Origin of the sequence: Streptomyces sp. SAI-135, from assembly GCF_029893805.1 — a bacterium.
In the GTDB taxonomy this organism is placed as follows: domain Bacteria; phylum Actinomycetota; class Actinomycetes; order Streptomycetales; family Streptomycetaceae; genus Streptomyces.
The window spans coordinates 7,883,436-7,910,295 of the sequence record NZ_JARXYP010000002.1; the positions used below are offsets into that span (position 1 = coordinate 7,883,436).

26 protein-coding genes are annotated in these 26,860 nt (G+C 72.1%); 17 read left to right on the forward strand and 9 right to left on the reverse strand.

Going from position 1 to position 26,860, the window contains the following annotated elements:
* Positions 1–44: 44 nt before the first annotated feature.
* From M2163_RS46670 to M2163_RS40085, 10 genes are all read left to right on the forward strand, one after another.
* On the forward strand, positions 45–167 hold the full coding sequence (locus M2163_RS46670) for a putative leader peptide (RefSeq protein WP_348541269.1): 123 nt from the start codon (positions 45–47) through the stop codon (positions 165–167).
* A gap of 100 nt (positions 168–267) precedes the next feature.
* A complete protein-coding gene (locus tag M2163_RS40045) occupies positions 268–1,134 on the forward strand; it encodes a glutathione S-transferase C-terminal domain-containing protein (RefSeq protein WP_280896458.1) in 867 nt (288 codons plus the stop codon).
* 134 nt (positions 1,135–1,268) lie between these two features.
* On the forward strand, positions 1,269–1,418 hold the full coding sequence (locus tag M2163_RS40050; protein WP_280896459.1) for a hypothetical protein: 150 nt from the start codon (positions 1,269–1,271) through the stop codon (positions 1,416–1,418).
* Positions 1,419–1,572: 154 nt separating this feature from the next.
* Entirely contained in the window at positions 1,573–2,556 is a 984-nt protein-coding gene (locus M2163_RS40055; protein ID WP_280896460.1) for an amino acid ABC transporter permease, read from the forward strand.
* On the forward strand, positions 2,553–3,317 hold the full coding sequence (locus M2163_RS40060) for an amino acid ABC transporter ATP-binding protein (protein WP_280896461.1): 765 nt from the start codon (positions 2,553–2,555) through the stop codon (positions 3,315–3,317). The genes M2163_RS40055 and M2163_RS40060 overlap by 4 nt, the downstream gene beginning before the upstream one ends.
* An 81-nt stretch (positions 3,318–3,398) precedes the next feature.
* The gene (locus M2163_RS40065; RefSeq protein WP_280896462.1) at positions 3,399–4,421 is read left to right on the forward strand and encodes a transporter substrate-binding domain-containing protein; all 1,023 of its coding nucleotides are present in this window, start codon (positions 3,399–3,401) and stop codon (positions 4,419–4,421) included.
* A gap of 57 nt (positions 4,422–4,478) precedes the next feature.
* Positions 4,479–5,234, forward strand: coding sequence for a GNAT family N-acetyltransferase (locus tag M2163_RS40070; RefSeq protein WP_280896463.1), 756 nt, complete (start codon positions 4,479–4,481; stop codon positions 5,232–5,234).
* Positions 5,231–5,377 carry a putative leader peptide gene (locus M2163_RS40075; protein WP_280896464.1) on the forward strand — a complete coding sequence of 49 codons (147 nt, stop codon included), beginning with the start codon at positions 5,231–5,233 and terminating at the stop codon, positions 5,375–5,377. Before M2163_RS40070 ends, M2163_RS40075 begins: the two co-directional genes overlap by 4 nt.
* 82 nt (positions 5,378–5,459) lie before the next feature.
* Positions 5,460–6,674 (forward strand): LLM class flavin-dependent oxidoreductase, encoded by a 1,215-nt coding sequence (locus M2163_RS40080; protein ID WP_280896465.1) that lies wholly within the window; start codon positions 5,460–5,462, stop codon positions 6,672–6,674.
* Between the two features lie 20 nt (positions 6,675–6,694).
* On the forward strand, positions 6,695–8,071 hold the full coding sequence (locus M2163_RS40085) for an NtaA/DmoA family FMN-dependent monooxygenase (protein ID WP_280896466.1): 1,377 nt from the start codon (positions 6,695–6,697) through the stop codon (positions 8,069–8,071).
* A 3-nt stretch (positions 8,072–8,074) separates the two neighbouring features.
* On the opposite strand, the gene M2163_RS40090 is transcribed toward M2163_RS40085, so the two are convergent.
* Positions 8,075–8,443, reverse strand: coding sequence for a hypothetical protein (locus tag M2163_RS40090; RefSeq protein ID WP_280847998.1), 369 nt, complete (start codon positions 8,441–8,443; stop codon positions 8,075–8,077).
* A gap of 96 nt (positions 8,444–8,539) precedes the next feature.
* On the opposite strand from M2163_RS40090, the gene M2163_RS40095 reads away from it, so the two are divergent.
* The gene (locus M2163_RS40095) at positions 8,540–9,520 is read left to right on the forward strand and encodes a YafY family protein (RefSeq protein ID WP_280896467.1); all 981 of its coding nucleotides are present in this window, start codon (positions 8,540–8,542) and stop codon (positions 9,518–9,520) included.
* Positions 9,521–9,528: 8 nt separating this feature from the next.
* Positions 9,529–9,972: a GNAT family N-acetyltransferase gene (locus M2163_RS40100; protein ID WP_280896468.1), complete on the forward strand. Its 444-nt coding sequence runs from the start codon at positions 9,529–9,531 to the stop codon at positions 9,970–9,972.
* Positions 9,973–10,136: 164 nt separating this feature from the next.
* On the opposite strand, the gene M2163_RS40105 is transcribed toward M2163_RS40100, so the two are convergent.
* Positions 10,137–11,222 (reverse strand): M12 family metallopeptidase, encoded by a 1,086-nt coding sequence (locus M2163_RS40105; protein ID WP_280847995.1) that lies wholly within the window; start codon positions 11,220–11,222, stop codon positions 10,137–10,139.
* A 95-nt stretch (positions 11,223–11,317) separates the two neighbouring features.
* On the opposite strand from M2163_RS40105, the gene M2163_RS40110 reads away from it, so the two are divergent.
* Positions 11,318–13,573 carry a LuxR C-terminal-related transcriptional regulator gene (locus M2163_RS40110; RefSeq protein ID WP_280896469.1) on the forward strand — a complete coding sequence of 752 codons (2,256 nt, stop codon included), beginning with the start codon at positions 11,318–11,320 and terminating at the stop codon, positions 13,571–13,573.
* 118 nt (positions 13,574–13,691) lie between these two features.
* On the opposite strand, the gene M2163_RS40115 is transcribed toward M2163_RS40110, so the two are convergent.
* The gene (locus tag M2163_RS40115; protein ID WP_280897391.1) at positions 13,692–16,259 is read right to left on the reverse strand and encodes a CHAT domain-containing tetratricopeptide repeat protein; all 2,568 of its coding nucleotides are present in this window, start codon (positions 16,257–16,259) and stop codon (positions 13,692–13,694) included.
* Between the two features lie 148 nt (positions 16,260–16,407).
* Between M2163_RS40115 and M2163_RS40120 the strand changes: the two genes are divergently transcribed.
* Genes M2163_RS40120 through M2163_RS40130 form a run of 3 tightly spaced genes read left to right on the forward strand, consistent with a single transcriptional unit; the run spans position 16,408 to position 18,970 of the window.
* Positions 16,408–17,835, forward strand: coding sequence for a S8/S53 family peptidase (locus M2163_RS40120; protein ID WP_280896470.1), 1,428 nt, complete (start codon positions 16,408–16,410; stop codon positions 17,833–17,835).
* A 59-nt stretch (positions 17,836–17,894) separates the two neighbouring features.
* Positions 17,895–18,470, forward strand: coding sequence for a sigma-70 family RNA polymerase sigma factor (locus M2163_RS40125; RefSeq protein ID WP_123993854.1), 576 nt, complete (start codon positions 17,895–17,897; stop codon positions 18,468–18,470).
* On the forward strand, positions 18,467–18,970 hold the full coding sequence (locus tag M2163_RS40130; protein ID WP_280847992.1) for a hypothetical protein: 504 nt from the start codon (positions 18,467–18,469) through the stop codon (positions 18,968–18,970). The genes M2163_RS40125 and M2163_RS40130 overlap by 4 nt, the downstream gene beginning before the upstream one ends.
* A gap of 17 nt (positions 18,971–18,987) precedes the next feature.
* Here the strand turns inward: M2163_RS40130 and M2163_RS40135 are convergent, their stop codons facing one another.
* The 5 genes from M2163_RS40135 to M2163_RS40155 all read right to left on the reverse strand — a co-directional run bounded on the left by M2163_RS40135 (position 18,988) and on the right by M2163_RS40155 (position 23,994).
* Positions 18,988–19,761, reverse strand: coding sequence for an N-formylglutamate amidohydrolase (locus tag M2163_RS40135; protein WP_280896471.1), 774 nt, complete (start codon positions 19,759–19,761; stop codon positions 18,988–18,990).
* Positions 19,762–19,901: 140 nt separating this feature from the next.
* Positions 19,902–20,492 (reverse strand): hypothetical protein, encoded by a 591-nt coding sequence (locus M2163_RS40140; RefSeq protein ID WP_280847990.1) that lies wholly within the window; start codon positions 20,490–20,492, stop codon positions 19,902–19,904.
* 24 nt (positions 20,493–20,516) lie between these two features.
* Positions 20,517–20,705, reverse strand: coding sequence for a DUF397 domain-containing protein (locus tag M2163_RS40145; protein WP_280847989.1), 189 nt, complete (start codon positions 20,703–20,705; stop codon positions 20,517–20,519).
* Complete coding sequence (locus M2163_RS40150) at positions 20,702–21,565, reverse strand: helix-turn-helix transcriptional regulator (RefSeq protein ID WP_280847988.1); 864 nt, start codon at positions 21,563–21,565, stop codon at positions 20,702–20,704. The genes M2163_RS40145 and M2163_RS40150 overlap by 4 nt, the downstream gene beginning before the upstream one ends.
* A 209-nt stretch (positions 21,566–21,774) precedes the next feature.
* Positions 21,775–23,994 carry an NADP-dependent isocitrate dehydrogenase gene (locus tag M2163_RS40155; protein WP_280896472.1) on the reverse strand — a complete coding sequence of 740 codons (2,220 nt, stop codon included), beginning with the start codon at positions 23,992–23,994 and terminating at the stop codon, positions 21,775–21,777.
* A 205-nt stretch (positions 23,995–24,199) separates the two neighbouring features.
* Here M2163_RS40155 and M2163_RS40160 point away from each other — a divergent pair, with 205 nt between their 5' ends.
* Positions 24,200–25,735 carry a M1 family metallopeptidase gene (locus tag M2163_RS40160; RefSeq protein WP_280896473.1) on the forward strand — a complete coding sequence of 512 codons (1,536 nt, stop codon included), beginning with the start codon at positions 24,200–24,202 and terminating at the stop codon, positions 25,733–25,735.
* A 4-nt stretch (positions 25,736–25,739) separates the two neighbouring features.
* On the opposite strand, the gene M2163_RS40165 is transcribed toward M2163_RS40160, so the two are convergent.
* On the reverse strand, positions 25,740–26,825 hold the full coding sequence (locus tag M2163_RS40165) for a mechanosensitive ion channel family protein (RefSeq protein WP_280854022.1): 1,086 nt from the start codon (positions 26,823–26,825) through the stop codon (positions 25,740–25,742).
* Positions 26,826–26,860: the final 35 nt, after the last annotated feature.

The window sequence follows — 26,860 nt, forward strand, 5'->3', positions numbered from 1 at the left end:
GATCGACACTCCAGACGGGAATCCTAGTGAACAGGTAGGGAAACATGGGGCGCGTTGCACCGGCCGCCGGCCGAGAGAGCCGTACACCGCGGCGTTCGCCTCTTCTGACCTCCCGCCTGCACATCGACCTGCTGCGTGTCTGCAGCGCGATCAGGCCGCTGGGCTGAGCCCGGCCGCAGCCGCCCCCGCCCTGTCAAGGCCCGCACCTTCGGCCCGACGACGCTTCCGCCGCGCGTACGTCTGCGCACCGACACCCCGGGGAGACCCATGTCCGTCACACCGCTCGCCCACGTCCCCGCAGCCCACCCGGCTCCCGCCTTCCGGGGCCGGATCGGACGGGACGCGCGCAGTGGGCACTACGCCGTGCCGCGCCGCTACCGGCTCCACCTGGCCGCCGCCTGCGCGGACGGTCTGCGCATCGCCGTCGTGCACAGCCTGCTCGGCCTCGACGACGTCTGTCCCGTGACCTTCCTGGACCCGGTCCCCGACTGTCCCGACGGAGGCCACTCCGCACTGCGCCCGCTGTACGAGGCCAGCGCGCACCGGTACACCGGCGCGGCCGTCGCCCCGGTGCTCAGCGACGACTGGTCGGGCCGGATCGTCAGCACCCACGCCGCAGACATCACCCGCGACCTGGCCCGGCACTTCGGCTCCGGACGCCCCGCGCTGTACCCGTGCGGCGCCGAGTCGGAGACCGAGGCCGTCGAGCGGATGTGCCGGGGCATCGAGCAGTCCGCACAGCACGCCGGATCGGCGGGCGGCGAGGCCGAGGAGCGGGCCGCCGCACTGGAGCAACTCCTTGACGCCCTCGGCTCCCTGGAGCGCTGGCTGGTCGGACGCGACCACCTGATCCGGGATCACATCACGGCCACCGACGTCGAGTTGTGGGTCACCCTGGTCCAGCTCGACACCGTGCACCGCCACCACCTGGACGCCGCCGCCGTGCACCGCGTCGCCGACCACCCCACCCTGTGGGGCTACGCCCGCCGCCTGACCGCCCACCCGGCCTTCGGAACCCACCTCGACCTGGCCGGCATCGCCCGCCGCCACCATGCCCGCTGTCGGGGCCTGGAGGCCGCCGGGGCCGCCGTACAGATTCTGGACTGGGCCGCGCACGCGGCTCGCAGCGCCTGACCGTTTCACCTGACGGACCGGCATTGACAGCGGTTCGGACGACTGCCTTAACCTACGGGTCCAGCAGGGCCCTGTATCAGCCACGGGCCCACCAGGGTTCCGCGGAACCCCCGAGAACAGCGACGGTGACCGACATGTACGCAGCTCCCAGGACGGCCGCACGCCGTTCTCCGGGCTGCGTACGGCCGTACGGCGACCCGCTGGTCGTCAACCGGGCCGTCGACCTGCTGCGCGTGAGCAGCGCACTGTGTACCGCACCGGGCCGTGCCCGCTGTCGGGGCTGACGTTTCTTCCCAGCCCCCGCGTTCCTGACGAACACCGCGCTCGCGGTGTGTCGTTGTCCGCCCAGCCCCCGGTGCCCGTGCGTCACGTCCTGCCGCCGTAGGACGCTGTCGCTCGCCGTGTCCCAGGGGTGACCCGACTCCGCCGGAGCCCCTCATGAGTGAACCCCCAGGCGCCGCCGTGTCCGTGACCGAGGCGCCGCCCCGGTCCGACACCCCGTCAAAGCCTCTGGCAGCACAGCGAGTTCTGCCGCTGCGGCGGCCGGGCCGCTGGATCGCCACCGCCGTCGTCCTGGTCCTGGCGGCCCAGTTCGTCCACGGCCTGGCGACCAACCCCTTCTACCAGTGGGACCGCTTCGGCTACTGGTTCCTGCGGCCGACCGTCCTCGACGGCCTCCTGATCACCCTCGAAGTCACCGCCTACAGCGCGGTCCTCGGCCTCCTCGGCGGCATCGTGCTCGCCCTGGCCCGGCTCTCGAAGAGCCCGGTGCTGCGCGCGGTCAGCTGGACCTACGTCTGGGCGCTGCGCTCGATCCCGCTGATCGTGGTCCTGCTCTTCCTCTACAACTTCTCGGCCCTGTACAAGACGTTGAGCGTCGGTGTCCCCTTCGGGCCGGCCTTCTTCTCCTTCGACGAGTCCCGGCTCGCCACCGACATGGTCATCGCCGTGATCGGCCTCAGCCTCAACGAGGCCGCCTACGCCGCCGAGGTCGTCCGCGGCGGCATCCTCTCCGTCGACCAGGGCCAGCACGAGGCGGCCTCCGCGCTCGGCCTGCCGAAGGGCTACCAGTTCCGCAGGATCGTCTTCCCGCAGGCGCTGCGCTCCATCACCCCGAACTACGTCAACCAGCTCATCGGCCTGGTCAAGAGCACCTCGCTGGTCTTCTACGTCTCCCTGCTCGACCTGTTCGGGACCGTGCAGTCGATGGGCGCCACCTACCCCGGCGACATCGTGCCGCTGCTCCTGGTCGCCACCGTCTGGTACCTGGTCCTCACCAGCGCCGTGTCCGTCGTCCAGTTCTACGTCGAGCGGCACTACGCCCGCGGCGCCACCCGCTCGCTGCCGCCGACCCCGATCCAGAAACTGCGGGCCGGCCTCGCCGACCTGCGCGCCCGCATCCGCACGGAGGCCGCCGTATGACCGCCGCAGCTCTCGAAGTGCACGGCGTGCACAAGTGGTACGGCGCCCACCGGGTCCTGGACGGAGTCGATCTGAGGGTGCGCCCCGGCGAGGTCACCGTCATCCTGGGCCCGTCCGGCTCCGGGAAGTCCACCCTGCTGCGGGTCATCAACCACCTGGAGAAGCCGGAGATCGGCTACGTCAGCGTCAACGACGAGCTCATCGGCGTCCGCCGGCAGGGCGAGCGGCTCAAGGAGCTGAGCGAGCGGGCCATCCTGACCCAGCGCAGCCGCATCGGGTTCGTCTTCCAGAACTTCAACCTCTTCCCGCACCTCACCGTGCTGGACAACGTGGCCGCCGCTCCGGTGGCGACCGGCAAGACAGGCAAGGCGGAGGCGCAGGAACTGGCCCGTGAACTCCTCGGTCGGGTCGGCCTGGCCGACAGGACCGCCGCCTACCCCCGGCAGTTGTCGGGCGGCCAGCAGCAGCGGGTGGCCATCGCCCGCGCCCTCGCCCTGCGTCCCGGCGTCATCCTCTTCGACGAGCCGACCTCCGCCCTCGACCCGGAACTGGTCGGTGAAGTGCTCGCCGTCATCAAGGACTTGGCGACCAGCGGCACCACGCTCGTCATCGTCACCCACGAGATCGGCTTCGCCCGCGAGATCGCCGACCGGGTCGTCTTCATCGACGGCGGGCGCGTCGTCGAACAGGGGCCGCCCTCCGAGGTCCTCGACCGGCCCCGGCACGAGCGGACCAGGGACTTCCTCAGCAAGGTCCTGTGACCGCACCGCTCCCACGAACTCCCCCCACGCGCACCGCCTTTCACCTCTCTCATCGGACACGATCGAACACCTAGGACGGACATGTCTGCCCACTTCACCCGACGCGGCCTGATACGCGGCATCACCGCGGCGACAGCCGTCGCCACCCTCGTCGGCGGGCTCGCCGCCTGCGGTGGGGACAGCGACGCCGCCACGCAGACGAACGACAGCGCCGGCACCGTCACCGTCGGCCGGCTGTCCAACGGCGCCGCCAAGGAGACCACCCTCGAGGTCGCCGAGGTCAAGTCCATCAGCGCCGAACTGCCCGACGCCGTCAAGAAGAGCGGCAAACTCGTCATCGGCTCCGGCACCCTGCCCTCCGGCTCCCCGCCGCTGGGCTTCGTCGGCAGCGACCAGAAGACGCTCACCGGCTCCGAGACCGACCTGGCCCGCCTGGTCGCCGCCGTCCTCGGCCTGAAGCCCGAGGTCAAGCGGTTCACCTGGGAGAACCTCTTCGTCGGCATCGACAGCGGCAAGGTGGACGTCGGCTTCTCCAACATCACCGACACCGAGGAGCGCAAGCAGAAGTACGAGTTCGCCTCCTACCGCAAGGACGACCTCGCCTTCGAGACGCTCAAGTCCTCCAAGTGGAGCTTCGACGGCGACTACGAGGCCCTCGCGGGGCAGACCGTCTCGGTCGGCGCCGGCACCAACCAGGAGCGGATCCTGCTGGAGTGGCAGAGCAAGCTGAAGAAGGAGGGCAAGAAGCTGACCGTCAAGTACTTCCAGGACAGCCCGAGCATCTACCTCGCCCTCAACAGCGGGAAGATCGACTCCTACCTCGGCCCCAGCCCCAACCTCTCCTACCACGTCACCCAGACCGCGAGCACGCCCAGCCCGACGAAGATCGCGGGCCAGTACTCCGGCGCCGGTGAGTCGCTCCAGGGCCTGATCGCCGCGACCGCGAAGAAGGACAGCGGCCTCGCCGAGCCCCTCGCCGACGCCATCAACCACCTGATCGACAACGGCCAGTACGCCAAGTGGCTCGCCGCGTGGAACCTCTCGAACGACGCCGTCACCAAGTCAGAGGTCAACCCGCCCGGACTGCCGCTGGACAACTCCTGACACGCGCTCAGGAAGTGCTGCACATCCACCGGTTGACTCGGGAAGGACTCCGCCTCCGTGGCCCAGCAGATCGACGTCCGCGGAGGCGGAGCCTCCCTGAGACTCACCGCACCCGACACCTCCGTCCTCGACAACGCCGTATGGGCTGCCCTCACCGGCCCGCACGCCCACCTGGCCGACCGCGTCGGCCGCGCCGCCCGCTACCCCGACGACGTCTACGCCGTAGCCGCCCTCGCCGATCCCGGCGACCCGGCCGCCTGGGCCGACCTGCTCACGCTCGTCGGCCCCGGAACCACCGTACGGATCAAGCCCGTCGACCGGGTCCCGGACGGCTGGGAGGTCGTCGGCGGGGGAGTGGGCGTCCAACTGGTCGACACCGCGCTGCGGGCCGAACCCGCACCCGAGGCGGTACGGCTGGGCCCCGACGACGTGCCCGAGATCCTGGACCTGGTCGCCCGCACCAGACCCGGCCCCTTCCGCAGGCGGACCATCGCACTCGGCACCTACCTCGGCATCCGCGACCGGGGACGCCTGATCGCCCTCGCCGGCGAGCGACTGCGCCCGCCCGGCTGGACCGAGATCAGCGCGGTCTGCACCGACCCCGCACACCGCGGCAGGGGACTGGCCACCCGGCTGGTCCGCGCGGTCGCCGCCGGGATCCGGGAACGCGGCGACACCCCGTTCCTGCACGCGGCCCCGGACAACACGAACGCCATCCGGCTCTACGAGTCGATCGGCTTCACCCGGCGCCTCCGCTCACCCGTGCTCCTGGTCCGCAGCCCGGGAACATCGCAGGAAAGCAGGGTGTTGTGACTCACGACGAGATCTGCCGGGCGCCGTCGCGCGCCCAGAAGGAGGAGGTGACGGGCGTGATCCGCGTACTCCGCTCCGCCCACCTCCACTCCCGGCCGCACATCGATCTCCAGCGCGTGTCCACCGCGCTCTGTTGTTCCTGACCCGTCAGCTGCTCCAGCCGCCGTGCCCCGCCCCCCGCGAGGGCCGGCCCTCGCGTACGGATCTCCAGGAAGGCACTTGCTCGTGTCCCCTTCTTCCCCGCTTTCTTCCCCGCTGCATCTCGCCGTCGCCCTGGACGGCACCGGCTGGCACCCCGCCTCCTGGCGTGAGCCGGTGGCCCGGCCCCGTGAACTGTTCACCGCCGCCTACTGGGCCGACCTGGTCGCCGAGGCCGAGCACGGCCTGCTCGACTTCGTCACCATCGAGGACGGTCTCGGCCCGCAGTCCTCCCGGTTCCTCGACCCGGACGAGCGCACCGACCAGGTCCGCGGCCGCCTCGACGCCGTGCTGATCGCCTCCCGCATCGCCCCGCTCACCCGGCACATCGGCCTGGTCCCGACGGCGGTGGTCACCCACACCGAGCCGTTCCACCTCTCCAAGGCGATCGCCACCCTGGACTACGTCAGCACCGGCCGCGCGGGTCTGCGCGTGCAGATCACCGCACGACCCGACGAGGCCGCGCACTTCGGCCGCCGCACCGTCCCGCGCATCGAGGCCTACGACAGCCCCGAGGCCCAGGACCTGGTCACCGACCTCTTCGACGAGGCCGCCGACTACGTGGAGGCCGTGCGCCGCCTGTGGGACAGCTGGGAGGACGACGCCGAGATCCGGGACGCCGCCACCGGCCGCTTCATCGACCGATACAAACTGCACTACATCGACTTCGAGGGCAGGCACTTCAGCGTCAAGGGCCCCTCCATCACCCCCCGGCCGCCGCAGGGCCAGCCCCTGGTCACCGCCCTCGGCCACCAGACCGTCCCGTACCGGCTCATCGCCCGCCAGGCCGACGTCGGTTACACCACCCCGCACGACACCGGCCAGGCCCGCGCCGTCGTCGCCGAGATCCGCGCGGAGCAGGAGGCGGCCGGCCGCGCCGACGAACTCCTGCACGTCTTCGGCGACCTGGTGGTCTTCCTCGACGACGACCCCGCCGAGGCCGCCGCCCGCCGCGACCGTCTCGACGCGCTCGCGGGAGAGCCGTACCGGAGCGACGCCCGCGTCTTCACCGGCACCCCGGCCCAACTGGCAGATCTGCTGGGCGAGTTCCAGGAGGCCGGACTCACCGGCTTCCGCCTCAGGCCCGCCGTCCTCGGCCACGACCTCCCGGCGATCACCCGCGGCCTGGTCCCCGAACTCCAGCGCCGGGGCGCCTTCCGCACCGCGTACGAGTCCGACACCCTGCGCGGCCTCCTGGGCCTCGCCCGCCCCGCCAACCGCTACGCCGCCGCGTCCGCCTGAGCCGGAAGGACCCCGCACCCATGTCCAAGCCCCTGAAGCAGATCCACCTCGCCGCCCACTTCCCGGGCGTCAACAACACCACCGTGTGGAGCGACCCCGAGGCGGGCAGCCACATCGAGTTCAGCTCCTTCGCACACTTCGCGAGGACCGCCGAGCGCGCCAAGTTCGACTTCCTCTTCCTCGCCGAGGGCCTGCGCCTGCGCGAACAGGGCGGCAAGATCTACGACCTGGACGTGGTCGGCCGCCCCGACACCTTCACGATCCTCGCCGCGCTCGCCGCCGTCACCGAACACCTGGGCCTGACCGGCACCATCAACTCCACCTTCAACGAGCCCTACGAGGTGGCCCGCCAGTTCGCCAGCCTCGACCACCTCTCCGGCGGCCGCTCCGCCTGGAACGTCGTCACCTCCTGGGACGCCTTCACCGGCGAGAACTTCCGCCGCGGTGGCTTCCTGCCCCAGGAGGAGCGCTACTCCCGCGCCAAGGAGTTCCTCGCCACCGCCCAGGAGCTCTTCGACTCCTGGCAGGGCGACGAGATCCTCGCCGACCAGGCCTCCGGCGCGTTCCTGCGGGACGCGAAGGCCGGCTCCTTCGCGCACAGCGGCCGGCACTTCGACATCCACGGCCGGTTCAACGTCCCGCGCTCCCCGCAGGGCCGCCCGGTGATCTTCCAGGCGGGTGACTCCGAAGAGGGCCGCGAGTTCGCCGCCTCCTCCGCCGACGCCATCTTCAGCCGGTACGCCACCCTCAAGGAGGGCCGGGCCTTCTACACCGACGTCAAGAACCGCCTCGCCAAGTACGGCCGCCGCCACGACCAGTTGCTGATCCTGCCCGCCGCCTCCTTCGCCCTCGCGGACACCGACGCCGAGGCCGAGGAACTCGCGCGGACCGTCCGACGCCGGCAGGTCAGCGGCGCCACCGCGCTCAAGCACCTGGAGTTCGTCTGGAACCGGGACCTGTCGTCGTACGACCCCGACGGACCGCTTCCCGACGTCGACCCCTTGGTGAGCGAGGAGCACATCTCCCGGGGCCGCGCCCAGGTCCGCATGTACCGGGACCCGCTGGCCACCGCCCGCGAATGGCGCGAGCTGGCCGAGGCCAACAAGTGGTCCATCCGCGACCTGGTCATCCACACCGGCAACCGGCAGAACTTCGTCGGCTCACCGGAGACGATCGCCCGCACCATCAACGAGTACGTGCAGGCCGACGCGAGCGACGGTTTCATCCTGGTCCCGCACATCACCCCGACCGGCCTCGACGCCTTCGCCGACAAGGTCGTCCCGCTCCTCCAGGAACAGGGCGTCTTCCGCACCGAGTACCAGGGCCCGACCCTGCGCCACCAGCTCGGCCTCGCCCACCCGGACGACCTGCCGGGGGAGCAGCGGGCGGCGTCGTGAAGTTCACTCGTCCCAGTCGAGCTGACGGGCGGGCGTCCCCACCGACCGCCCGTAGGCGACCGCCGCGGCGCGGCCCGCCTCGTCGCCGCGCCGATGACGGAAGACCTTTCCGGCGAACACCACCACGCGTTCGTCCCCGGCGACGAAGTCGGCGTACCAACCCAGCTCCGGCTCCAGGGCATCGGCCAACGCGTCCGCGAGCGCGTCGATGTCCTCGCCGTCGCTCTCCCACTCCACCAGCGTCCACACGGGCGGCTGCCCGCCGCTCGCCCCGGCGACCTCGACCCTGCTCACCTTGCGCAACCGCAGCCCGTGCGGCGCGAACACCGCACCCGTCCTGAGACTCTCGCCGATGACGTATCCGCTGATCACGTGCTGTCTCCCTGCTGTTCGGAGGCTTCGCGGACGACGCTACGGCCCTATGGCTGACATCCTCTGTCAGTCATGGATGGATGGGGTGATCGCCCGATGAGAGCGGACCGGCTGCTGTCCCTCCTGCTCGCCCTCCAGTCCCGCGGCCGGGTGACGGCCCGTCAACTGGCGGCGGAGCTGGAGGTGTCGGTCCGTACCGTCTACCGGGACCTTCAGGCGCTCAGCTCCGCCGGCGTCCCGGTGGTGGCGAACGGCGGCCCGGGCGGCGGCTGCCGCCTCCTGGAGGGCTGGCGCAGCCCGCTGCTCGGGATCAGCGCGGAGGAGGCGACGGCGTTGCTGACGGTCGCCTCCGGGAGCGGCCCGCTGGAGCGGATCGCGCTGGGCGACGCACTGGCCCAGGCCCGCCTGAAACTCCTGGCCTCTCTCCCGGCCGCGGGCCGCGAGCAGGCCGACACCACCGCGAGCCGCTTCCACATCGACACCCAGGCCTGGTTCAGGCCGCCCGAGCGCGTCCCGCATCTCGCCGTGCTGGTCGATGCCGTACGACGGGACAGATGCCTGCGGCTGACCCACGCGAGCCGTCCCGGTGCGACGGGAACGGTGGACCCCCTCGGCCTCGTCGCGAAGGCGGGGGTCTGGTACCTGGTCGTCCGGTCCGACCGGGGTGTCCGGACGCACCGTGCGTCGAGGATCACGGACGCGGAGCTGCTGGCCGAGTCCTTCGACCGCCCCGCCGACTTCGACCTGGCGGCCCACTGGGCCCGCTGGACCGCCGAGTTCGAGGCGAGCCTGGACCGACTCCCGGTCACCGTACGCCTGACGGCAGCGGGCCTGGCCGCGCTTCCGCAGGTGCTCGGGGACACCGGCTCGGCGGCACGGGCGACCGCGGATCCGGCGGAGCCCGGCCGGTACCGCCTGGTCCTCCACTTCGACGACCGGGAGGCCGCCTGCCGCCGCCTGCTCGGCTTCGGCCCGGATGCCGAGGTACTCGAACCGGTGGACGTGCGGGAGCAGTTGGCCGACATGGCGCACCGCACGGCCGCCCGCTACCGCAACGGGGCCGACCCCATGCCATGATCACCACCATGGCAGTCCGCATCGACCTCGCCGACGTGAACGACCTCCACCGGATCCTGGAGGACCACCCCCGCTACTGGGGCGAACGCGACCTGCGAGCCCTCCATCTCACCGCGCTGGTCCGCGAGTTCGGCTCGACCTGCCTCGTCGCCCGCGCCGAGGACGGCATCCGCGGCTACCTCATCGGCTTCGTCACCCCCGACCGCACCGGCTACGTCCACCTGATCGCCACCCGCGACGACACCCGCGGCACCGGCCTCGGCCGTACCCTCTACGACACCTTCACCGCCACCGCCCGCCGCCAGGGCGCGGTCCGCCTCAAGGCCATCACCTCGGTCACCAACGAGGGTTCCGTCGCCTTCCACCGCAGCCTCGGCTTCGCCCACCGCGTGGTGGAGGACTACGACGGCCCCGGCCGACCCCGAGTCGTCTTCACCCGCGACCTGGACTGAGGACCGGGGACACACGTCGATCAGGGGCGGCCTTTCCCTCCGCACCCCCGGAACGCCGCGTGGCCGGAAGTACGTATCCCTCCCCCGAAGGTTACGTACTTCCGGCCATTCCCCCGGCGCCGGACAGTGGTCCAGCCCCGCCCGTGTGCGGCCCGACTGTGCTGTCACCAGCACATGACCGCGGTTTCCCCCGAACCCCACGCGGAGTACAGGCGCACACGGACGAAGTAGCGGCGGCCCTTCACGAGACGGGCCCTGAGCGTTGCGTTGTGCGGGGTGCCTCCGTCGTCGCGGCCGGCGAGGTAGCGGGCTTCTCCGTCCCGTTCCTCGAAGACCACGACGACGGTGTCCCCGTCGCCGAAGGTGCCCACGGTGTACTCGCGGGTCTCCGGCGGTTCCACCGTGAAGTCCGCCTGCTCACCCGGGCCGAGCCCGAGCGGCACGGACCGGAAGGGCACCAGCGCCGGCGGCCGGACCTGCTCGGCAGGCGGGTACCAGCGCAGGACGTACTCCTTGTCGGCGGCCGACAGGGTGCCGGGCGGGTGGAGACCCCCGCGGTACTGCTCCGGCTCCAGGATCAGCCCCGCCTCGAAGGGATACTCCATGATCGACTGCGGGTCCCAGACGGAGCCGTTGACCTCGTCCGGGTCGAGCTTGCGCAGGATGTTGAAGAACGTCCGGTCCCGGCTCCAGAAGTTCGGCGGGCCCGCCAGATCGGCGTAGACGGCCTCGGCGTCCCAGTGGATCCCGGCGAACGGACTCTGGTGCTCGTGCAGCATGCCGAGCGCGTGCCCGATCTCGTGCAGGGCCGTCCCGCGCTCCCCGGGCGCGGTCAGGTCCCAGCCGAAGTTCATCGTGCGGTCGTTCAGGCCGATCCGGAGCGCGTCCTTGCCCACGGCCGACCAGGAGCCGTCGCCGATCTGGAACCCGATGCGCAGCTCGGCCTCCGAACGGTCGCCGACCTCGGCGAACCGGACCCCGATCCCGAGGTCCTGCCACTCCTTGAAGCACTCGCGTACCACGTCCCGCTGCTCCTTGGGGCCGCCCCACGACACCCGACGCGACTGCCCGGTCCCCGGAACAGGAATGACCGACCCGTCGGTGTCGCCGTCGAAGAAGCAGTAGTGCAGGACCGTGTTGTTGACCCACATCCGGCTGCCGCCGATGAGCGCACTCAGCCGCTCGGCGGCCAACCCCGGCGCGAACGCCGGAGCCGACTGCTGCGCGAGGGAGCAGTAGCGTGCGGTCATGGCGTTCAGCCTGCCGTCGGCCGCCCCGGGACGCCTGAGTCGGGGGCTACTCAAGTCCCCCTGTATCAGGACTGAGTAGCGGTGCTCTAGCTTCCGTGACGACTTTCGAACGGGACGCGAAGACCCTGGAACTGCCCTGGCCCTTCACCGGGCGCGAGGACGAACTGGAGCTGGTCCGCGGGGCGGTCGCCGGCGGCCGGCAGGGCATCGTGGTGACCGGGCCCGCGGGCCGGGGCAAGACCCGGCTCGTCACCGAGGCCGTACGGGGGACGGACTGCGCAAGGGTGGCGGGCACGCCTGACACCCACGGACTGCCGTTCGCCGCCTTCGCGCACCTCCTGCCGGAGACGGTGTCCCTGCACCGAGCCGTCCACCTCCTGTCCTCCGTACGGCTCCTGCTCGTCGACGACGCCCATCTGCTGGACGACGCCTCGGCGGCCCTGGTCCACCAGCTCGCGGTGCACGGCCGCACCCGGCTGCTGGTCGTCGCCACCGAGGGCGCGCGGACGCCGGGCGCGATCTCCCGGCTGTGGACCGCGGAGCTCCTGCCGCGGCTCGCCCTGGAACCCTTGCCCCGCGAGGAGACCGCGCGACTGCTCGCGGCCGGCGCCGGCGGACCGGAAGCCCTCACCGTCAACCGGCTGTACCGCCTGTGCCAGGGCGATCTGCGCCTGCTGCGCGAGCTGGTGGACGCGGTGCGCGAACGCGGCCTGCTGCGCCGGGTGCCGGACTCGGCCGAGTGGGAGTGGCGCGGCCCGGTGCCCCTCACCGCGACCGTACGCGAACGCGTCGCGCACCTCCTGGACCGCACGGGTCCCGGTGAGCGCGAGACCCTGGACCGCCTGGCGTTCGGCGAGCCGCTCCCCGCGGACGCCGACACGCTCGACCTCGCCGCACTCGAAGCCCTGGAGGCCGACGGCCTGGTCCACGTCGACGAGCACGGCACCGTCCGCCTGGCGCACCCTCTCCACGGCCCGGCGCTCCGGGCGGCGGCCGGACGCCTCCGGGCCCGCCGCCTGGCCCGCACCCCGTCCGACCGCACGGCCGCCCTGGAGACCGAGACGGCCGGGCTCACCCGGGCGATCGCCGAGTCGGACGTACGGGCCGTCCCCGCGCCGGTGGGGGAGTGGCTCGTGGACGAGGGCACCGGCATCCCGGCCCCGCACGCCGCCGTACGAGCCCGTTTCGCCCGCCTGCGCGGGCAGCTGCGGGAGGCCGCGGCCTGGGCGAGAGAGGGCCTGCGCAGCACCCCCGACGACCGACCCTGCCGTTGCGAACTCACCCTGGCGACAGCCCAGTCGGGCACCCCGGTGCCGGGGGCCACGCAGGCGGAGGGGCCGGGGTCGGTGGTGACGCGGGCCGGTGATCCCGAGCCGGCGGGGGTCCAGTGGAGCGCTTCCGTGCCGCGCGACGCACAGGCGGAGGGGCCAGGGTCGGTGGTGACGCGGGCCGGTGATCCCGAGCCTGTGGGGGCCCAGTCGGGCACCCCCGTGCCGGGGGACACACAGGCGGAGGGGCCAGGGTCGGTGGTGACGCGGGCCGGTGATCCCGAGCCTGCGGGGGGACGCGCGGGTGACTCGGAGCCGGTGGGGGCCCGGGCGGGGGCCGACGGCGGCCGGGCGGCCGTCTCGCCGGGCGGCCCCGGAGAGCGCGGCTCCGCCGTCCTCCGGGGGAACGCCGGTGACCACCGCCCCTCGGACCCCGCGGCCCCCTCTGCCGGGCCGGCCGGTCGACCCGCCCCGCCCGCCGCCGACTCCGACGCCCCCCGAGTCACCGCCCCCACCGTCCCCTCAGCCGGCGCAGCCACCTGGCGGGCCGCCGTCCGCGGTGATCTCGAAGCGGCTCTCGGGGCGGCCGAGGAGGACCCGTACGAGGCCGTCCGGCTCGGCGCGCCCGACCGGGCCGTCGGCCGGCTGTCCGGGGTCTTCGCCGCCCACGCCGAGGCACTCGCCCGCAGCGACGGCCCCGGCCTCGACCGGGCCGCCCAGTCCCTGGAGGAGCGCGGTTTCCTGCTCTTCGCGGCCGAGGCCTACGCCCAGGCCGCGGGCGCGCACCGCGACCCGAGCGCCGCCCGCACCGCACGGACCCGAGCCGTCGCCCTGGCCCGGCGCTGCCAGGGCGCCCGCACCCCGGCCCTGTCCGGGCTGGTCCTCGGCGAACTCACCGCCCGCCAGCGGCAGATCGTCACCCTCGCGGCCGCCGGACTGAGCAACCGCCAGATCGCGGAGAAACTCACCCTGTCGATCCGGACGGTCGGAAACCACCTCTACAGCGCGTACGCCCGCCTCGGCGCGAGCGACCGCGACGCCCTGCCGTGCCTGGTGGAGCTGCCGGAGGCACAGCCGGCCTGAGCCGTACACCGGACCGGGGCGGTCTGACCCCCAGTATTCGGGGGAGGGGTCAGGCCGCCCCACACCTCCCGCACCTCACACCTCCCGCACCTGCCGCATCCCCCGGCGCGCGCGACCCTCACGCCGCTCCGAACGCCGAGAACGCCCAGCCCGTCGCCCGGTGCACCGAGTCCCCCGGCAGCGACGCCCGGGCGTCACGCAGCGCCTCCGCCAGGGACGCCCCCGCACTCAGCCCCTTGTGCAGACTGAGCATCAGCGGCACCACCGCCTCGTCGTTGACCGGCGCGCTGCACGCCACCACCCCGGCCGTGCCCAGCGGCAGCAGCGCGGTGACCAGGCCGAGCAGTTCGTCCGCGCCGACCGAGGCGAAGCGGGCGGTGTCGCAGCAGGACAGGATGATCCGGTACGGGCTGCGGTCCAGGCGCTCGAAGTCGTGGACGATGAGCGGCCCGTCGGCCATCCGCAGCGACGAGAACAGCGGGCTGTCCGCACGGAACGCGCCGTGCGCCGCGATATGGGCCAGGGCAGCCCCGTCCAGCTCCTCCAGCACCCGCGGCACGCGCGCGTCGTCGTGCTCCAGGACGGTCGCCGAGCCGTAGAGTCCGGCCAGCTCGGGCACCTCGGCGCCGCCCGTCGCCAGTCCCGGCCCGCGCACGAGCACCTGACCGCCGTGCGCCGGCGGCGGTGTCTCCCTCGCCCGCAGCCAACTGCTCGCCGACGGCGACACGCTGAACACCCGCTCCCGCAGGGAGGGCAGCAGAGCCCAGGGCACCTGGTGCAGCCGCCCCGGCGGCACCACCACGACCGGTCCGGGGCCGAGCCGTGCCGCGGCCGGTCCGAGCAGCAGCTCCTCCAGCCGCCGCCCGGCCGCCTCCACCACCGGAAGCCGGGCTTCCGCCCCCGGGTGGGCCAGCCGCCGCAGCCCCGCCTGGACATGCTCCGCCTCGCGCTCGGCGTCGGCCAGCAGCCCGCCCTCGAACCGCCGCACCCGCCCCTGCGCACACAGCAGCACCTGGACCCGCCCGTCGAGCACGGCGAGCTCCACCAGCCGTACCTCGTCCCCGAGCCGGTCCAGCAGCCTGCGCGGGTCGAACCGGTAGCCGTCACCGGGAGCGTCGCCCCGGATGTGCAGCGTCCGGGAGCGGATCTCCCGTTCCAGGCGGCGCTGTTCACGTTCCAGCGTCGGCACCGGCCGGCCCTCCATCCGGGCTCCCTCCGCGCGGGCCGCGATCTCCCGGAAGGCGGTCAGGCCGCTGAGCAGCGCCGGGTCGGCCGGTGGGCGGGTCGGCGGCGCGGACAGCACGGTCGCCCGCCAGCGCTCGCTCCACACCAGCAGGCGTCGCGGCCCGCCCGACGCGAGCGAGGCCCGCGCCGCGAGCCCGGCGAGCTCCGCGCCCTGCGCGGTGGCGCGGGCCCGCAGTTCCGAGGCGCCCAGGGTCGTACGGTGGTCGTCGAGCACGTCCAGGCCCCGGCGGCAGGCTTCCAGTACCTGCCGGTCGGACCCCACGGCCCGCGCCCACAGCGCCCGCGCCGCCCATCCCGTCATCCGGGCCAGCGGTGGCCCGCTGTGCCGGCTGCGGGCGGCCACCTCCAGATGCCGCCGGGCGTCCTCCCGCCACCCGAGGCCCAGCGCGATCCGGCCGGCCAGCAGCGAGGCCTCCGGGGCGGCCGGCGCGCCGAAGGAGGCCAGCCGGTCCGCGACCGCCGCCGCGTCCGCGACCAGCCGTCCCGAACCGCGCCCTGCGGCGACCCGTGCCTCGATCAGCACCAGCCGGGCATGCGTCTCCCACCAGGTGCGCCGCTGCCCGGCGAACAGCCGTACCGCCATGTCGGCGCGGGCGATCGCGGTGTGCGCGTCCCCCGCGTGCCGGGCCGCGCGCGCGGCGGCCAGCAGCAGCTCCGCCTTGAGGGTGGACTGACCGCCGATCCCGTCGAGCACCTTGATCGCCGCGTCCGCCTCCGCGAGCGCCTCCGGGGCGAGCCCCGCGGCCATCAGGACCTCGCACCGCCGGATGGTGAGCATGAACGTCGGCGTGCCGAGCTTGGCGTACCGCTCCTGTGCCTCGTCGAGCAGCCGCAGCGCGGCGGGAACGTCCCCCGACCGGTAGGCGGCAAGACCCCTGCTCTCCACCGCGTCGGCCTTGTCGTGCTCCTGGCCCGTGGTGTCCCACAGCGCCTCCGCCGCCGTGAAGTCGGCGTCCGCCCGCTCCACCGCCCCGAGCGCCAGATGCACGGTGGCCCGCAGGGTCAGCGCGCGCGCCGTCCAGATCACGTCGCCCGCCTGCCGCAGCACCGGAACCGCGCGCCGTACGTCCTCCAGCGCCGCCCGGTGCTGCCCAAGGACCCACGACGCGTACGCGCGCCGGAACAGGACCTGCGCCCTGGTGTGCCCGCTGCTGACCGCGACGCCCCGCTCCAACGACTCCAGGCCCTGCCGGGTGCGCCCCGCGTGCACGAGGGCGACCCCGAGCGCCGCCAGTACGTCCGCCTCCCGGTCGGCCGACTCCGAACGGGCCGCGAGGTCACGGGCCCGGCGCAGATGGTCCAGGGCGATCCGCATGTCGCCCCAGTCCCGCTGCCAGATGCCGATGACCTGGTGGGCGACGGAGGCGTGCAGCGGTGAGGGGTCCGAGCCGAGTACGTCCTGCGCCCTCGCCAGCGCCTGGTTGGGGGCGGCGAACACCATCGGCAGAAGTTCGAGAACCGAGTCGCTTCCCGCTGTCACTCCATGGATGGTAGTGGCCCAGGTGGCAGGCCACACCGGTTTGGCGCTGTATCAATCAACGGTCCCGCGGCTCTGACTGACGACCGCCGCCCCAGTGGGAGGACACGCCATGGCACCTCAGCGATTCCACGAGCAGTTCGACCAGATCCAGCGCTCCATGCCCGACGTCCCGCTGGCGCTCGGACCCGACGACGCCTCGGAGTTCATCTACGAGAAGGGGGTCGTCCTCGCTCGCGACGGCCGTGACGCGGCGCTCGTCGAGGAGACCGTGCGCACCCACTTCACCGCGGCGACCGGGCTGACCGGCGACTACGTCCGGCGGGACAGTCCCGAGACCAACCGCTCGGGCATCACCCGCATCAAGGTCGGCGACCCCGGCCACGGGGACCGGCGCGGCGACCGCGCGGTCACCCACGCCCTGCGCGCCATGAGCGAACGCGAGGGACGCGCCGGGCACCGTCTGGTCAGCCGCAACCACGTGGTCTCCATCGCGGTCAACTCCTGCCCCGGCGACGAACCCGTGCCCGCCTCGCTCAGCCAGGGCACCAACCCGGCCCCCGCGGAAGCGGTTCACGACCCCGACACGGCCGTGGGCGTCCTCGTCGTCGACAACGGCCTCACCCACGACCACCCGCTCGTCCCGCTGCTCGCCCACGTCGCGGGCGACCTGCACGGCACCGAGACCGACGGGGCCGGGAACCTCCTCCAGTACGTCGGCCACGGCACGTTCATCGCCGGTGTCCTCGCGGCCGTCGCGCCCAACACCGACATCACCGTCCGCAACACCCTCAACGACGCGGGCGCCATCCTGGAGTCCGAGCTCGGCGAGAAGCTCTTCGAGGCTGTCGACGGCGGCTGGCCCGACATCATCAGCCTCTCCGCGGGCACCTCCAACGGCCGCACCGACGGTCTGCTCGGGATGGCCGCGTTCATGGAGGAACTGCGCGCCCACGACACCCTGCTGGTCGCCGCCGCCGGCAACAACGCCAGTGCCAGCCCCTTCTGGCCCGCTGCCTACGCCGACCTGCCCGACTACCGGGACGTCGTCCTGTCGGTCGGCGCGCTGCGCGGCGACGGCGAGTTCGGCGCCTGCTTCAGCAACCACGGCTCCTGGGTCAAGGTCTACGCCCCCGGTGAGCGCCTCACCAGCGCACTGACCGGCTTCGACGCACCGGTGCCGTACCAGTACCAGCACTCCACCTACGACGCCTGCCGGTACGGCTTCACCTACGTGTGCACCTGCCAGTCCCCCTCCCACGTCGGCGTGTTGAGCGAGGACGGCAGTGTCACCAAGCCGGACCAGGTCATGTTCGAGGGGTACGCGCACTGGAGCGGCACCTCCTTCGCAACCCCGGTCGTGGCAGGGCTGGTCGCCGCCCACATGACCGCGAACAAGGAGACCGACCCGCGCGCGGCCCGGCAGCAACTGCTGGCCGCCAACACTCAGTTCGCCGAAGTGCGCGGGGCGCACGTGCCGGCGCTCAGGCCGGCCGGCTGGCGCCCGGTGCCGGTCGTGCAGCGTCCGGTCGGCGCATGACGGCCGGAACGGCCCCTTCCACGGCGTACGATGACTTGCCGTACACGAGGGGTGGGACCGTGGACCGAGCAGATGTCGGTGCGCTGGTCCAGTCCGCCGTCGACGGTGACGCGGCGGCCTGGAAGGCGTTGGTGGAAGGGCTGAGCCCACTGGTGTGGGCCGTGGTGCGCGCGCACCGGCTCTCCGACGCCGACGCGCACGAGGTGTACCAGACCGTGTGGTTCCGCTTCGCCCAGCACCTGGGGCGGATCCGCGAACCCGACAAGGCGAAGTCGTGGCTGGCCAGCACCGCGCGCCACGAGTGCCTGAAGGTGCTCAAGAGCTTAAGGCGGCTGACCGTCACGGACGACCCGCAGCTCCTGGACCGGATCAGCGAGGACCGTACGCCCGAGCAGTCGTTCATCGACTCCGAGGAGGCGGCCGCCCAGAGCGAACGCGTGCGGTACCTGTGGCAGGAGTTCGAGGAACTCGGCGAGCGGTGCAGGCAGTTGCTGCGCATCCTGATGGCCTCGCCGAAGCCCGGCTACCAGGAGGTGTCCGCCGCCCTGGGGATCGCGGTGGGCAGCATCGGACCTCTGCGCCAGCGCTGCCTCAGGCGGCTGCGGGCGCGGCTCGAAGCCCGGGGGGCGGTATGAGCGACAGGAACGACGACTTCGGCGACGACGTCCTCGACTCCGGTGCGGACGCGCTGCCCGACGAGGAGTTCGCCCTGGAACTGCTGGAGGAGGAGCTCCGGCAGGCGACGGCCATCCTCGATCCGGTACCGCCGGACCTGCGGCAGATCGCCGTCGAGGCGTTCGCGCTGCACGACCTGGACAGCCGGATCGCCGAACTCGCCTTCGACTCGGTGGTGGACGCCATCCCGGTGAGGGGAGCGACGGGGGCGCCGCGGATGCTGACCTTCCACGCGGGAGAGGTGACGGTCGACGTCGAACTCACCCCGCAGGGCCTCATGGGGCAGGTGCTGCCGCCCCAGTCGGCCCGGATCGAGGTGCTCAGCGGTCCGCAGGCGGGCTCGCCGCTCACCACCGACGACATGGGACGCTTCACCTGCGAGGCGTCCCCGGCCGGTCCCTTCGCGCTACGGCTGCGGACCGGCGAGCAGGTGATCGTCACCGACTGGCTGACGGTCTGAGGGATGATCCGGGCGGATCAGGCGAGCGCGTCCACGAGGGCGGCGAGTGCCTTCGCGAGCTCGTGGAGCCCTGGCCCGGCGGGCCCGCCCGGCTCCGTCATGTACGTGTCCCGCCGGATCTCCACCATCAGGGCGCTCACCCGGAGATCGCGGCCGTAGAACTCCAACGGTACGTAGGTTCCGCTGAAGGGACTGTCCAGGCCGGCCTCCCCGAACGCCTCCCGGGCCGCGGCGAGCAGCTCGGGAGGGGTGTGGAAGGAATCGGTACCGAGACAGACGGGTGGCCGCGGCCCCTCGCCGTGCAGCTCGTAGGGGAGCGGAGCGCTCGGATAGGAGTGCACGTCGATGACGACCGCCCGCCCCGTGACGTCCAGCCGACGCGCCACGGCCTCGGTCATGGCCCGGGCGTACGGCCGGAAGTAGCGCGCGAGGAGCGGCTCGGGATCGGTGCCCGCGGGCCGCAGCTCCTCCCGCCCCGTGGTCCTCGTGTACACGGCCCCCATCCCAACAGCGAGCATCTCCTCCCGCTCGTCCGGGAACCGCTCGGGATCCACGACCAGCCGCGACAGCCGGTTCACGAACCGCCACGGGGCCACCCGGGACAGCCGAGCCGCCTCCTCGGCGAGTTCCGCCGTGTGCGCGTCGACGATGTGGTCGAGCTCCCGCTCCAGCGCCGGGTCGTCCAGCACGATCCCGTCCCGCACGTCGGCGGGGATCTCCCGCGCCGAGTGCGGCACATGGAGGATCACCGACGACCGCTCGGCACCGGGCAACAGGTCGAACGAGGGCATACGGGTGCTCCCGGGGGCGTGGTCAGTGACGTGCCGCATCATCTCAGCATGAACACCGAAGACGGGACGGCGACTGCCCACGGGTTCCCGCGGGTTCGTCGCGCGCACCTGCGGCTGATCGCCACGCGGGACCGGTGAGTTCACGGTCGTACCAGCGGCGCCGAGGCGGGGGTCCCGTTCGGGGAGGCCGCCGGTGCGCACTGGACCCGCACGTCCAGCAGGGAGTGACGGCAGTGGGGAGTGGGGACCCTGTCGACGAGCACGCGGTAGACGACTGTCGTGCCGCAACCGAGGCGCCCGGGACCGATGTTCAGCTCGGCACCGTACAACCAGGCTGGTGGGGCCTCGGCGTCGTCGGGCTTCGAGGTGGTGTTGAGGAGTCTGGCGTACGGCACGTCCAGGCGTATGCGGAACGGTTCGTCGCGGTCGAAGTCGCGGCTGCCTATGTCCCGGCGACCGGTGTTCGCGAGTGTCACCGTGACCACCTGCGGGTCGGTCAGGAGGATGCCGTTGTGGCTGAAGTCGAGGTTGCCGCTGCCGGGGCCGTCGACCAGTGGGGCGTGGCTGACCGTGTAGGTGAGCCGGCGCCGGGGGTGCGCCGCGCGAAAGACGGCCCAGATCCCGCCGTATCCGAGGACGACCGTGGCGACGACCCCGGCCGCGGCGATGAAGGTGTCCACCCCGGAGACGGAACCGGACGCGACGGGCTGGGTGGTGAAGACGTCGTACACGGGCAGCCCCCCTGGCCGGTCGGTTCAGCGGCGTCGCGGACGGCCGTCGCCGGCTGTCGCGAGGAACGCTCGCCACTCGCGCGGCGAGAAGGCGAGACCAGGCCGCCCCGGGTCCTTGGAGTCCCGGACCGCGACCACACCTTCGACGAGGGCGATCTCGACGCATGCCCCGTTGCCGGTGCTGTAGCTGCTCTTGTGCCATATGGCGTTCATGAGTCCTGCATCTCCCTTGTGATCCGTTCCAGCAGGGCGGGAGCCTCCAGCGGATCCGGGGCCGCCGCCCGCAGCAGGTCGAAGGTCTGGATGAAGGTGCGTACGTCCCGCTCCTTCTCCAGATAGACATTGCCGGCCATGGAGTTCACGTAGACGACCGTGGGCGTCTGGGGCTCGAACTCCAGCAGGGAGAAGGCGCCGGACAGGGCCGCGTGGGCGCCCTTGGCGGTCGGCATGATCTGGAGGGTGACGTTCGGCAGGGCGGCGGCCTCCGCGAGGTACCGCAGTTGTGCCGTCATGACCTCCCTGCCGCCGACCGGACGCCGCAGCGCGCTCTCCTCCAGCACCACCCACAGTTCCAGCGGGTCGGGGTCCCGGGTGAGCAGTGCCTGGCGCTCCTTGCGGAAACGCACCAACTGGTCCGTTTCGTCGGGCTGGTTGTACGGCAGCGGGGCTATCACGGCCCGGGCGTAGTCCTCGGTCTGCAACAGGCCGTGGACCACCATCGACTCGTACGACCGCAGGGCGCGCGCGTCTGCCTCAAGGCCCGCGTAGGTGGCCATGCCCGAGGGCAGCACGTCGCCGTAGTGTGCCCACCAGCCCTGCTGCTGCGCGTCCTTGTGGATCTGCATGACGGTCTCGATGCGGACCGGATCGGCGACGCCGTACCACTCCAGCAGGTCCCGCACGTCCCGGGCCTTGATCGGGGCCTGTCCCGTCTCCACCCGGCTGATCTTCGACATGGAGCATTCCAGGTGGGCGGCGACGTCCTCGATCCGCTTGCCCGCGTGTTCGCGCAGTCGCCGCAGCTCCGCGCCGAGTTGACGTCGACGGACCGTGGGACCCCCGGCCGTGGCCATTGCCTCACCCCTCGCAACCGACCTCGTGGTGTAGTGCTCCAGGCAAGTGTGCCCCACCGACAATCCGCTTGTACTGCCAATGAGTTGGCTTGAGACATTTGGCTCACGCACTTGCGTGGCGGAAGTCCTTTTGCCCGCCTGACGCCGGATGCACGACCGCCCCGGTCGGGCAGCAGCCGGCCGGGGCGGGGATGTGCAGCGGGTGGGCGTCAGTTCAGGGACGCCAGCGCCTCGTTCCACGTCGTCGACGGGCGCATGACCTTCGCGGCCTTGGCCGGGTCGGGCTGGTAGTAGCCGCCGATGTCGGCCGGCTCGCCCTGGACGGCGTTCAGCTCGGAGACGATCGTCTCCTCGTTCGCGGCGAGCGTCTCCGCGAGCGGGGCGAAGGCCTTCGCCAGGTCCGCGTCGTCGGTCTGCGCGGCCAGCTCCTGGGCCCAGTACAGGGACAGGTAGAAGTGGCTGCCGCGGTTGTCGATGCCGCCGACGCGACGGGTCGGGGACTTGTCCTCGTTGAGGAAGGTCGCCGTGGCGCGGTCGAGGGTGTCGGCGAGGACCTTGGCCTTGGAGTTGTTCGTGGCCGTCGCGTACTGCTCCAGGGAGGGGACCAGCGCGAAGAACTCACCGAGGGAGTCCCAGCGCAGGTAGTTCTCCTTGACCAGCTGCTGGACGTGCTTCGGGGCGGAGCCGCCGGCACCCGTCTCGAACAGGCCGCCGCCCGCCATCAGCGGGACGACCGACAGCATCTTGGCGCTGGTGCCCAGCTCCAGGATGGGGAAGAGGTCGGTGAGGTAGTCACGGAGCACGTTGCCGGTCACCGAGATGGTGTTCTCACCGCGGCGGATGCGCTCCACCGACAGCTTGGTGGCCTCCACGGGGGCGAGGATGCGGATGTCCAGGCCCTCGGTGTCGTGCTCCGGCAGGTACGCCTTGACCTTGGCGATCAGCTGCGCGTCGTGCGCACGGGTCTCGTCCAGCCAGAACACGGCCGGGTCACCGGTGGCACGGGCGCGCGTGACGGCCAGCTTCACCCAGTCCCGGATCGGGTCGTCCTTGGTCTGGCAGGCGCGGAAGATGTCACCGGCGGAGACGGTCTGCTCGATGACGGCGTTGCCGTTCTGGTCGACCAGGCGGACCGTGCCGGTGGTCGGGATCTCGAAGGTCTTGTCGTGGGAGCCGTACTCCTCGGCCTTCTGCGCCATGAGGCCGACGTTCGGCACCGAGCCCATGGTGGAGGGGTCGTAGGCGCCGTTGGCCCGGCAGTCCTCGATCACGGCCTGGTAGACACCGGCGTACGAGGAGTCCGGGAGCACCGCGAGGGTGTCGGCCTCCTGGCCGTCCGGGCCCCACATGTGACCGGAGGTGCGGATCATGGCCGGCATCGAGGCGTCCACGATCACGTCGGACGGCACGTGCAGGTTGGTGATGCCCTTGTCGGAGTCGACCATCGCGAGCGCCGGGCCCTCGGCGAGCTCGGCGTCGAAGGACGCCTTGATCTCGGCGCCCTCGGGCAGGGACTCCAGGCCCTTGTAGATGCCGCCCAGACCGTCGTTGGGGCTCAGGCCGGCCGCGGCGAGCGTCTGGCCGTACTGCGCGAAGGTCTTCGGGAAGAACGCGCGCACCACGTGACCGAAGATGATCGGGTCGGAGACCTTCATCATCGTGGCCTTGAGGTGCACGGAGAACAGCACGTCCTCGGCCTTGGCGCGGGCGATCTGCGCGGTGAGGAACTCGCGCAGCGGGGCCACGTGCAGCACCGAGGCGTCGACGACCTCACCCGCGAGGACCGGTACGGACTCGCGCAGCACGGTGGTGGAGCCGTCGTCGCCGACGAGCTCGATGCGCAGCGAGCCGGCCTCGGAGATCACCACGGACTTCTCGGTGGAGCGGAAGTCGTCCACGCCCATGGTGGCCACGTTGGTCTTGGAGTCCGAGGACCAGGCGCCCATGCGGTGCGGGTGGGTCTTGGCGTAGTTCTTGACCGAGGCGGGGGCGCGCCGGTCGGAGTTGCCCTCACGCAGCACCGGGTTCACGGCGGAGCCCTTGACCTTGTCGTAGCGGGCCTGGATGTCCCGCTCCTCGTCGGTCTTCGGGTCGTCCGGGTAGTCCGGCAGCGCGTAGCCCTGGGCCTGCAGCTCGGCGACGGCGGCCTTCAGCTGCGGGATCGACGCCGAGATGTTCGGCAGCTTGATGATGTTGGCCTCGGGCGTCTTCGCCAGCTCGCCCAGCTCGTGCAGGGCGTCCGGGATCCGCTGGTCCTCGGTCAGGTACTCCGGGAACACGGCGATGATCCGCCCGGCCAGCGAGATGTCCCGCGTCTCCACGGAGACACCCGCCTGCGAGGCGTACGCCTGGACCACCGGCAGGAACGAATACGTCGCCAGGGCCGGGGCCTCGTCAGTGTGCGTATAGATGATGGTCGAGTCAGTCACCGGGTGCTCCGCTCCACGTCTGCAACATTGCTCGACATCAAGATATCTCGTGACCGCCCCGGTCTCGACAGCGGTCCTGGCCCGACGGCCGGATCCCGCACCTCCCCCGAGGCAACCGAAGCGTCTGATCTTGTGGTCATGCACGTTGATCACAGTCGTCCGACGGCCGGACCCGACCACCCGGCCGCCCGAGGGAAAGCAGACCATGAGATATCGCACCAGAGTGACGGCCCCGGCAGCGCTGCTCGGCACCGTGGCGGCCCTGTCCGTGGCCGCCCCGGCGCACGCGGACCCGGAGACCGCCGCCCCTGGCCCGGAGACCCTCGGGGACCCCGTCTTCCCGGCCCTCGGCAACGACGGGTACCGCGTCTCCGCCTACGACCTCGACCTCGCCTACGACGCCACGACCCGGCTCGTCGACGCGACGGCGACCCTGACGATCGCCACCACCCAGGAGCTGAGCCGCTTCTCCCTGGACGCGCGGGGTCTCGACGTGCACGAGGTGCTGCTCGACGGCGTCCGGGCCGCCCGGGAGCAGGTCGGCGGAAAGCTGCGGATCACCCCTGTCGCCCCGCTGGGCGCGCGGACCACGGCGACCGTGACCGTGACGTACACGGCGGACCCGCGCGCCGCCCTCACCCCCACCGCCTGGGTGCCCACCCCGGACGGCTTCGCGATCTGCCCCCAGCCCAACGCGGCGCACACCGTCTTCCCCTGCAACGACCACCCCTCCGACAAGGCGGACTTCAGCTTCCGCATCACCGTCCCGGCCGGTCTCAAGGGCGTGGCGAGCGGCCGGCTGGTGAGCACGGAGGACCTCGGTGACGGCCGGACCGCGTACCGCTACCGGTCCCGGGAGCCGATCGCCACGGAGGTCGTGCAGATCACGGTCGGCGACTACGTGATCAAGGACCGGCAGGGCCCGCACGGACTGCCCCTCAGGGACGTCGTCCCGACCGCCCGGGCCGCCGCCCTGGAGCCCGCCCTGGCCCTGACCCCGAACCTGGTCGGCTGGATCGAGCAGCGGCTCGGGGCCTTCCCCTTCGAGACGTACGGCCTGCTGCCGTGCAACAACGACGCCGCGAACGCCTTCGACTTCACCGGCCTGGAGACCCAGACCCTCACCCTGTACAAGCCGAACTTCCTGCTCCAGGCGGAGAAGAGCATCGGCTCGCACATGATGCATGAGCTGGTCCACTCGTACTTCGGCAACAGCGTGAGCCCGGCCACCTGGTCCGACCTGTGGCTCAACGAGGGCCACGCCGACTTCTACGGGCTGCTGTACCGCTACGAGCGCGGCTGGGCCGACTCCCTCGGCCTGACCACCATGGAAGCCCGCATGAAGGACACGTACGGGCGCGGCGACCAGTGGCGAAGGACCTCGGGCCCCGTCGCCGCCCCGAACGAGGCCAACCTCTTCGACAGCCAGCGCTACCTCGGCGGCGTCCTCGTCCTGTACGCGCTGCGGCAACAGGTCGGCGAGAGCGTCTTCGCCGCGATCGAGTCCACCTTCCTGGAGCGCTTCCGCAACGCCTCGGCGTCGACACGGGACTACATCGCCGTCGCCTCGGAGGTCTCCGGCACCGACCAGTCGGGCTTCCTGGAGGCCTGGCTCTACGGCACCAGGACCCCGAGGATGCCCGGTCACCCGGACTGGACGGTGACGCCGGTCAGCTCCGCGCTGCGGCAGCCGCAGAACCGGACGGACGGCCACTGGCACGACAACTCGGCGACCCTGTAGGGCCTCAGTCGAGCCGGGCGGCGGGCAGCTCGCCCGGCTCGACCACGGTGTCCGCCCCGCGCTGGTGCGGGATCGACACCGAACCCTGCTGGAGGGCCACGGTCCGCGTCGGCGCCGGGATCCGGATGCCCTCCTCGCGGTAGCGCTTGTGCAGCTGCTTGATGAACTCGTGCTTGATGCGGAACTGGTCACTGAACTCACCGACACCCAGGATGACCGTGAAACCGATCCGCGAGTCGCCGAAGGTGTGGAAGCGGACCAGCGGCTCGTGTTCGGGGACCGCGCCCTCGACCCCGGTCATGACCTCGGTGACGACCTCGCAGGTCACCCGCTCGACGTGGTCGAGATCGCTGTCGTAGGCCACCCCGACCTGCACCAGGATCGTCAACTGCTGCTCGGGACGCATGAAGTTGGTCATGTTCGTCTTGGCGAGCTCGCCGTTGGGGACGACGATCAGGTTGTTGGAGAGCGCGCGGACCGTGGTCTGACGCCAGTTGATGTCCTCGACGTAGCCCTCCTCGCCGCTGGCCAGCCGGATGTAGTCGCCGGGCTGGACCGTCTTGGAGGCGAGGATGTGGATGCCCGCGAAGAGGTTGGCGAGGGTGTCCTGCAGGGCGAGCGCGACCGCGAGACCGCCGACGCCCAGGGCGGTGAGCAGGGGCGCTATGGAGATGCCGAGGGTCTGCAGCACGACCAGGAAGCCGATCGCCAGGACCAGCACCCGGGTGATGTTCACGAAGATCGTGGCCGAACCGGCGACCCCGGAGCGCGAGGTGGTGACCGTGCGCACGAGCCCCGCGACCAGCCGGGCCGCGGCCACCGTGACGACGAAGATCAGCAGCACGGTCAGCACCTGGTTGACGGTGTGCTGGACCGCCCTGGTCAGCGGCAGCGCCGCCCCGGCGATCGCGAGGCCGCCCGCGATCGCCGCCGAGGGCACCACGGTCCGCAGCGCGGCCACGATGACGTCGTCACCGCCCCACTTGGTGCGGTCCGCGTGCTTGCCCAGCCACTTGAGCAGCATGCGCAGCAGGAAAGCCGCCACCAGGCCCGCGACCACGGCGACGCCGGCGCCGATCATGTCGTCCATGGTGAGATCCCGTTGAAATGCCGTCACGTTGCCAC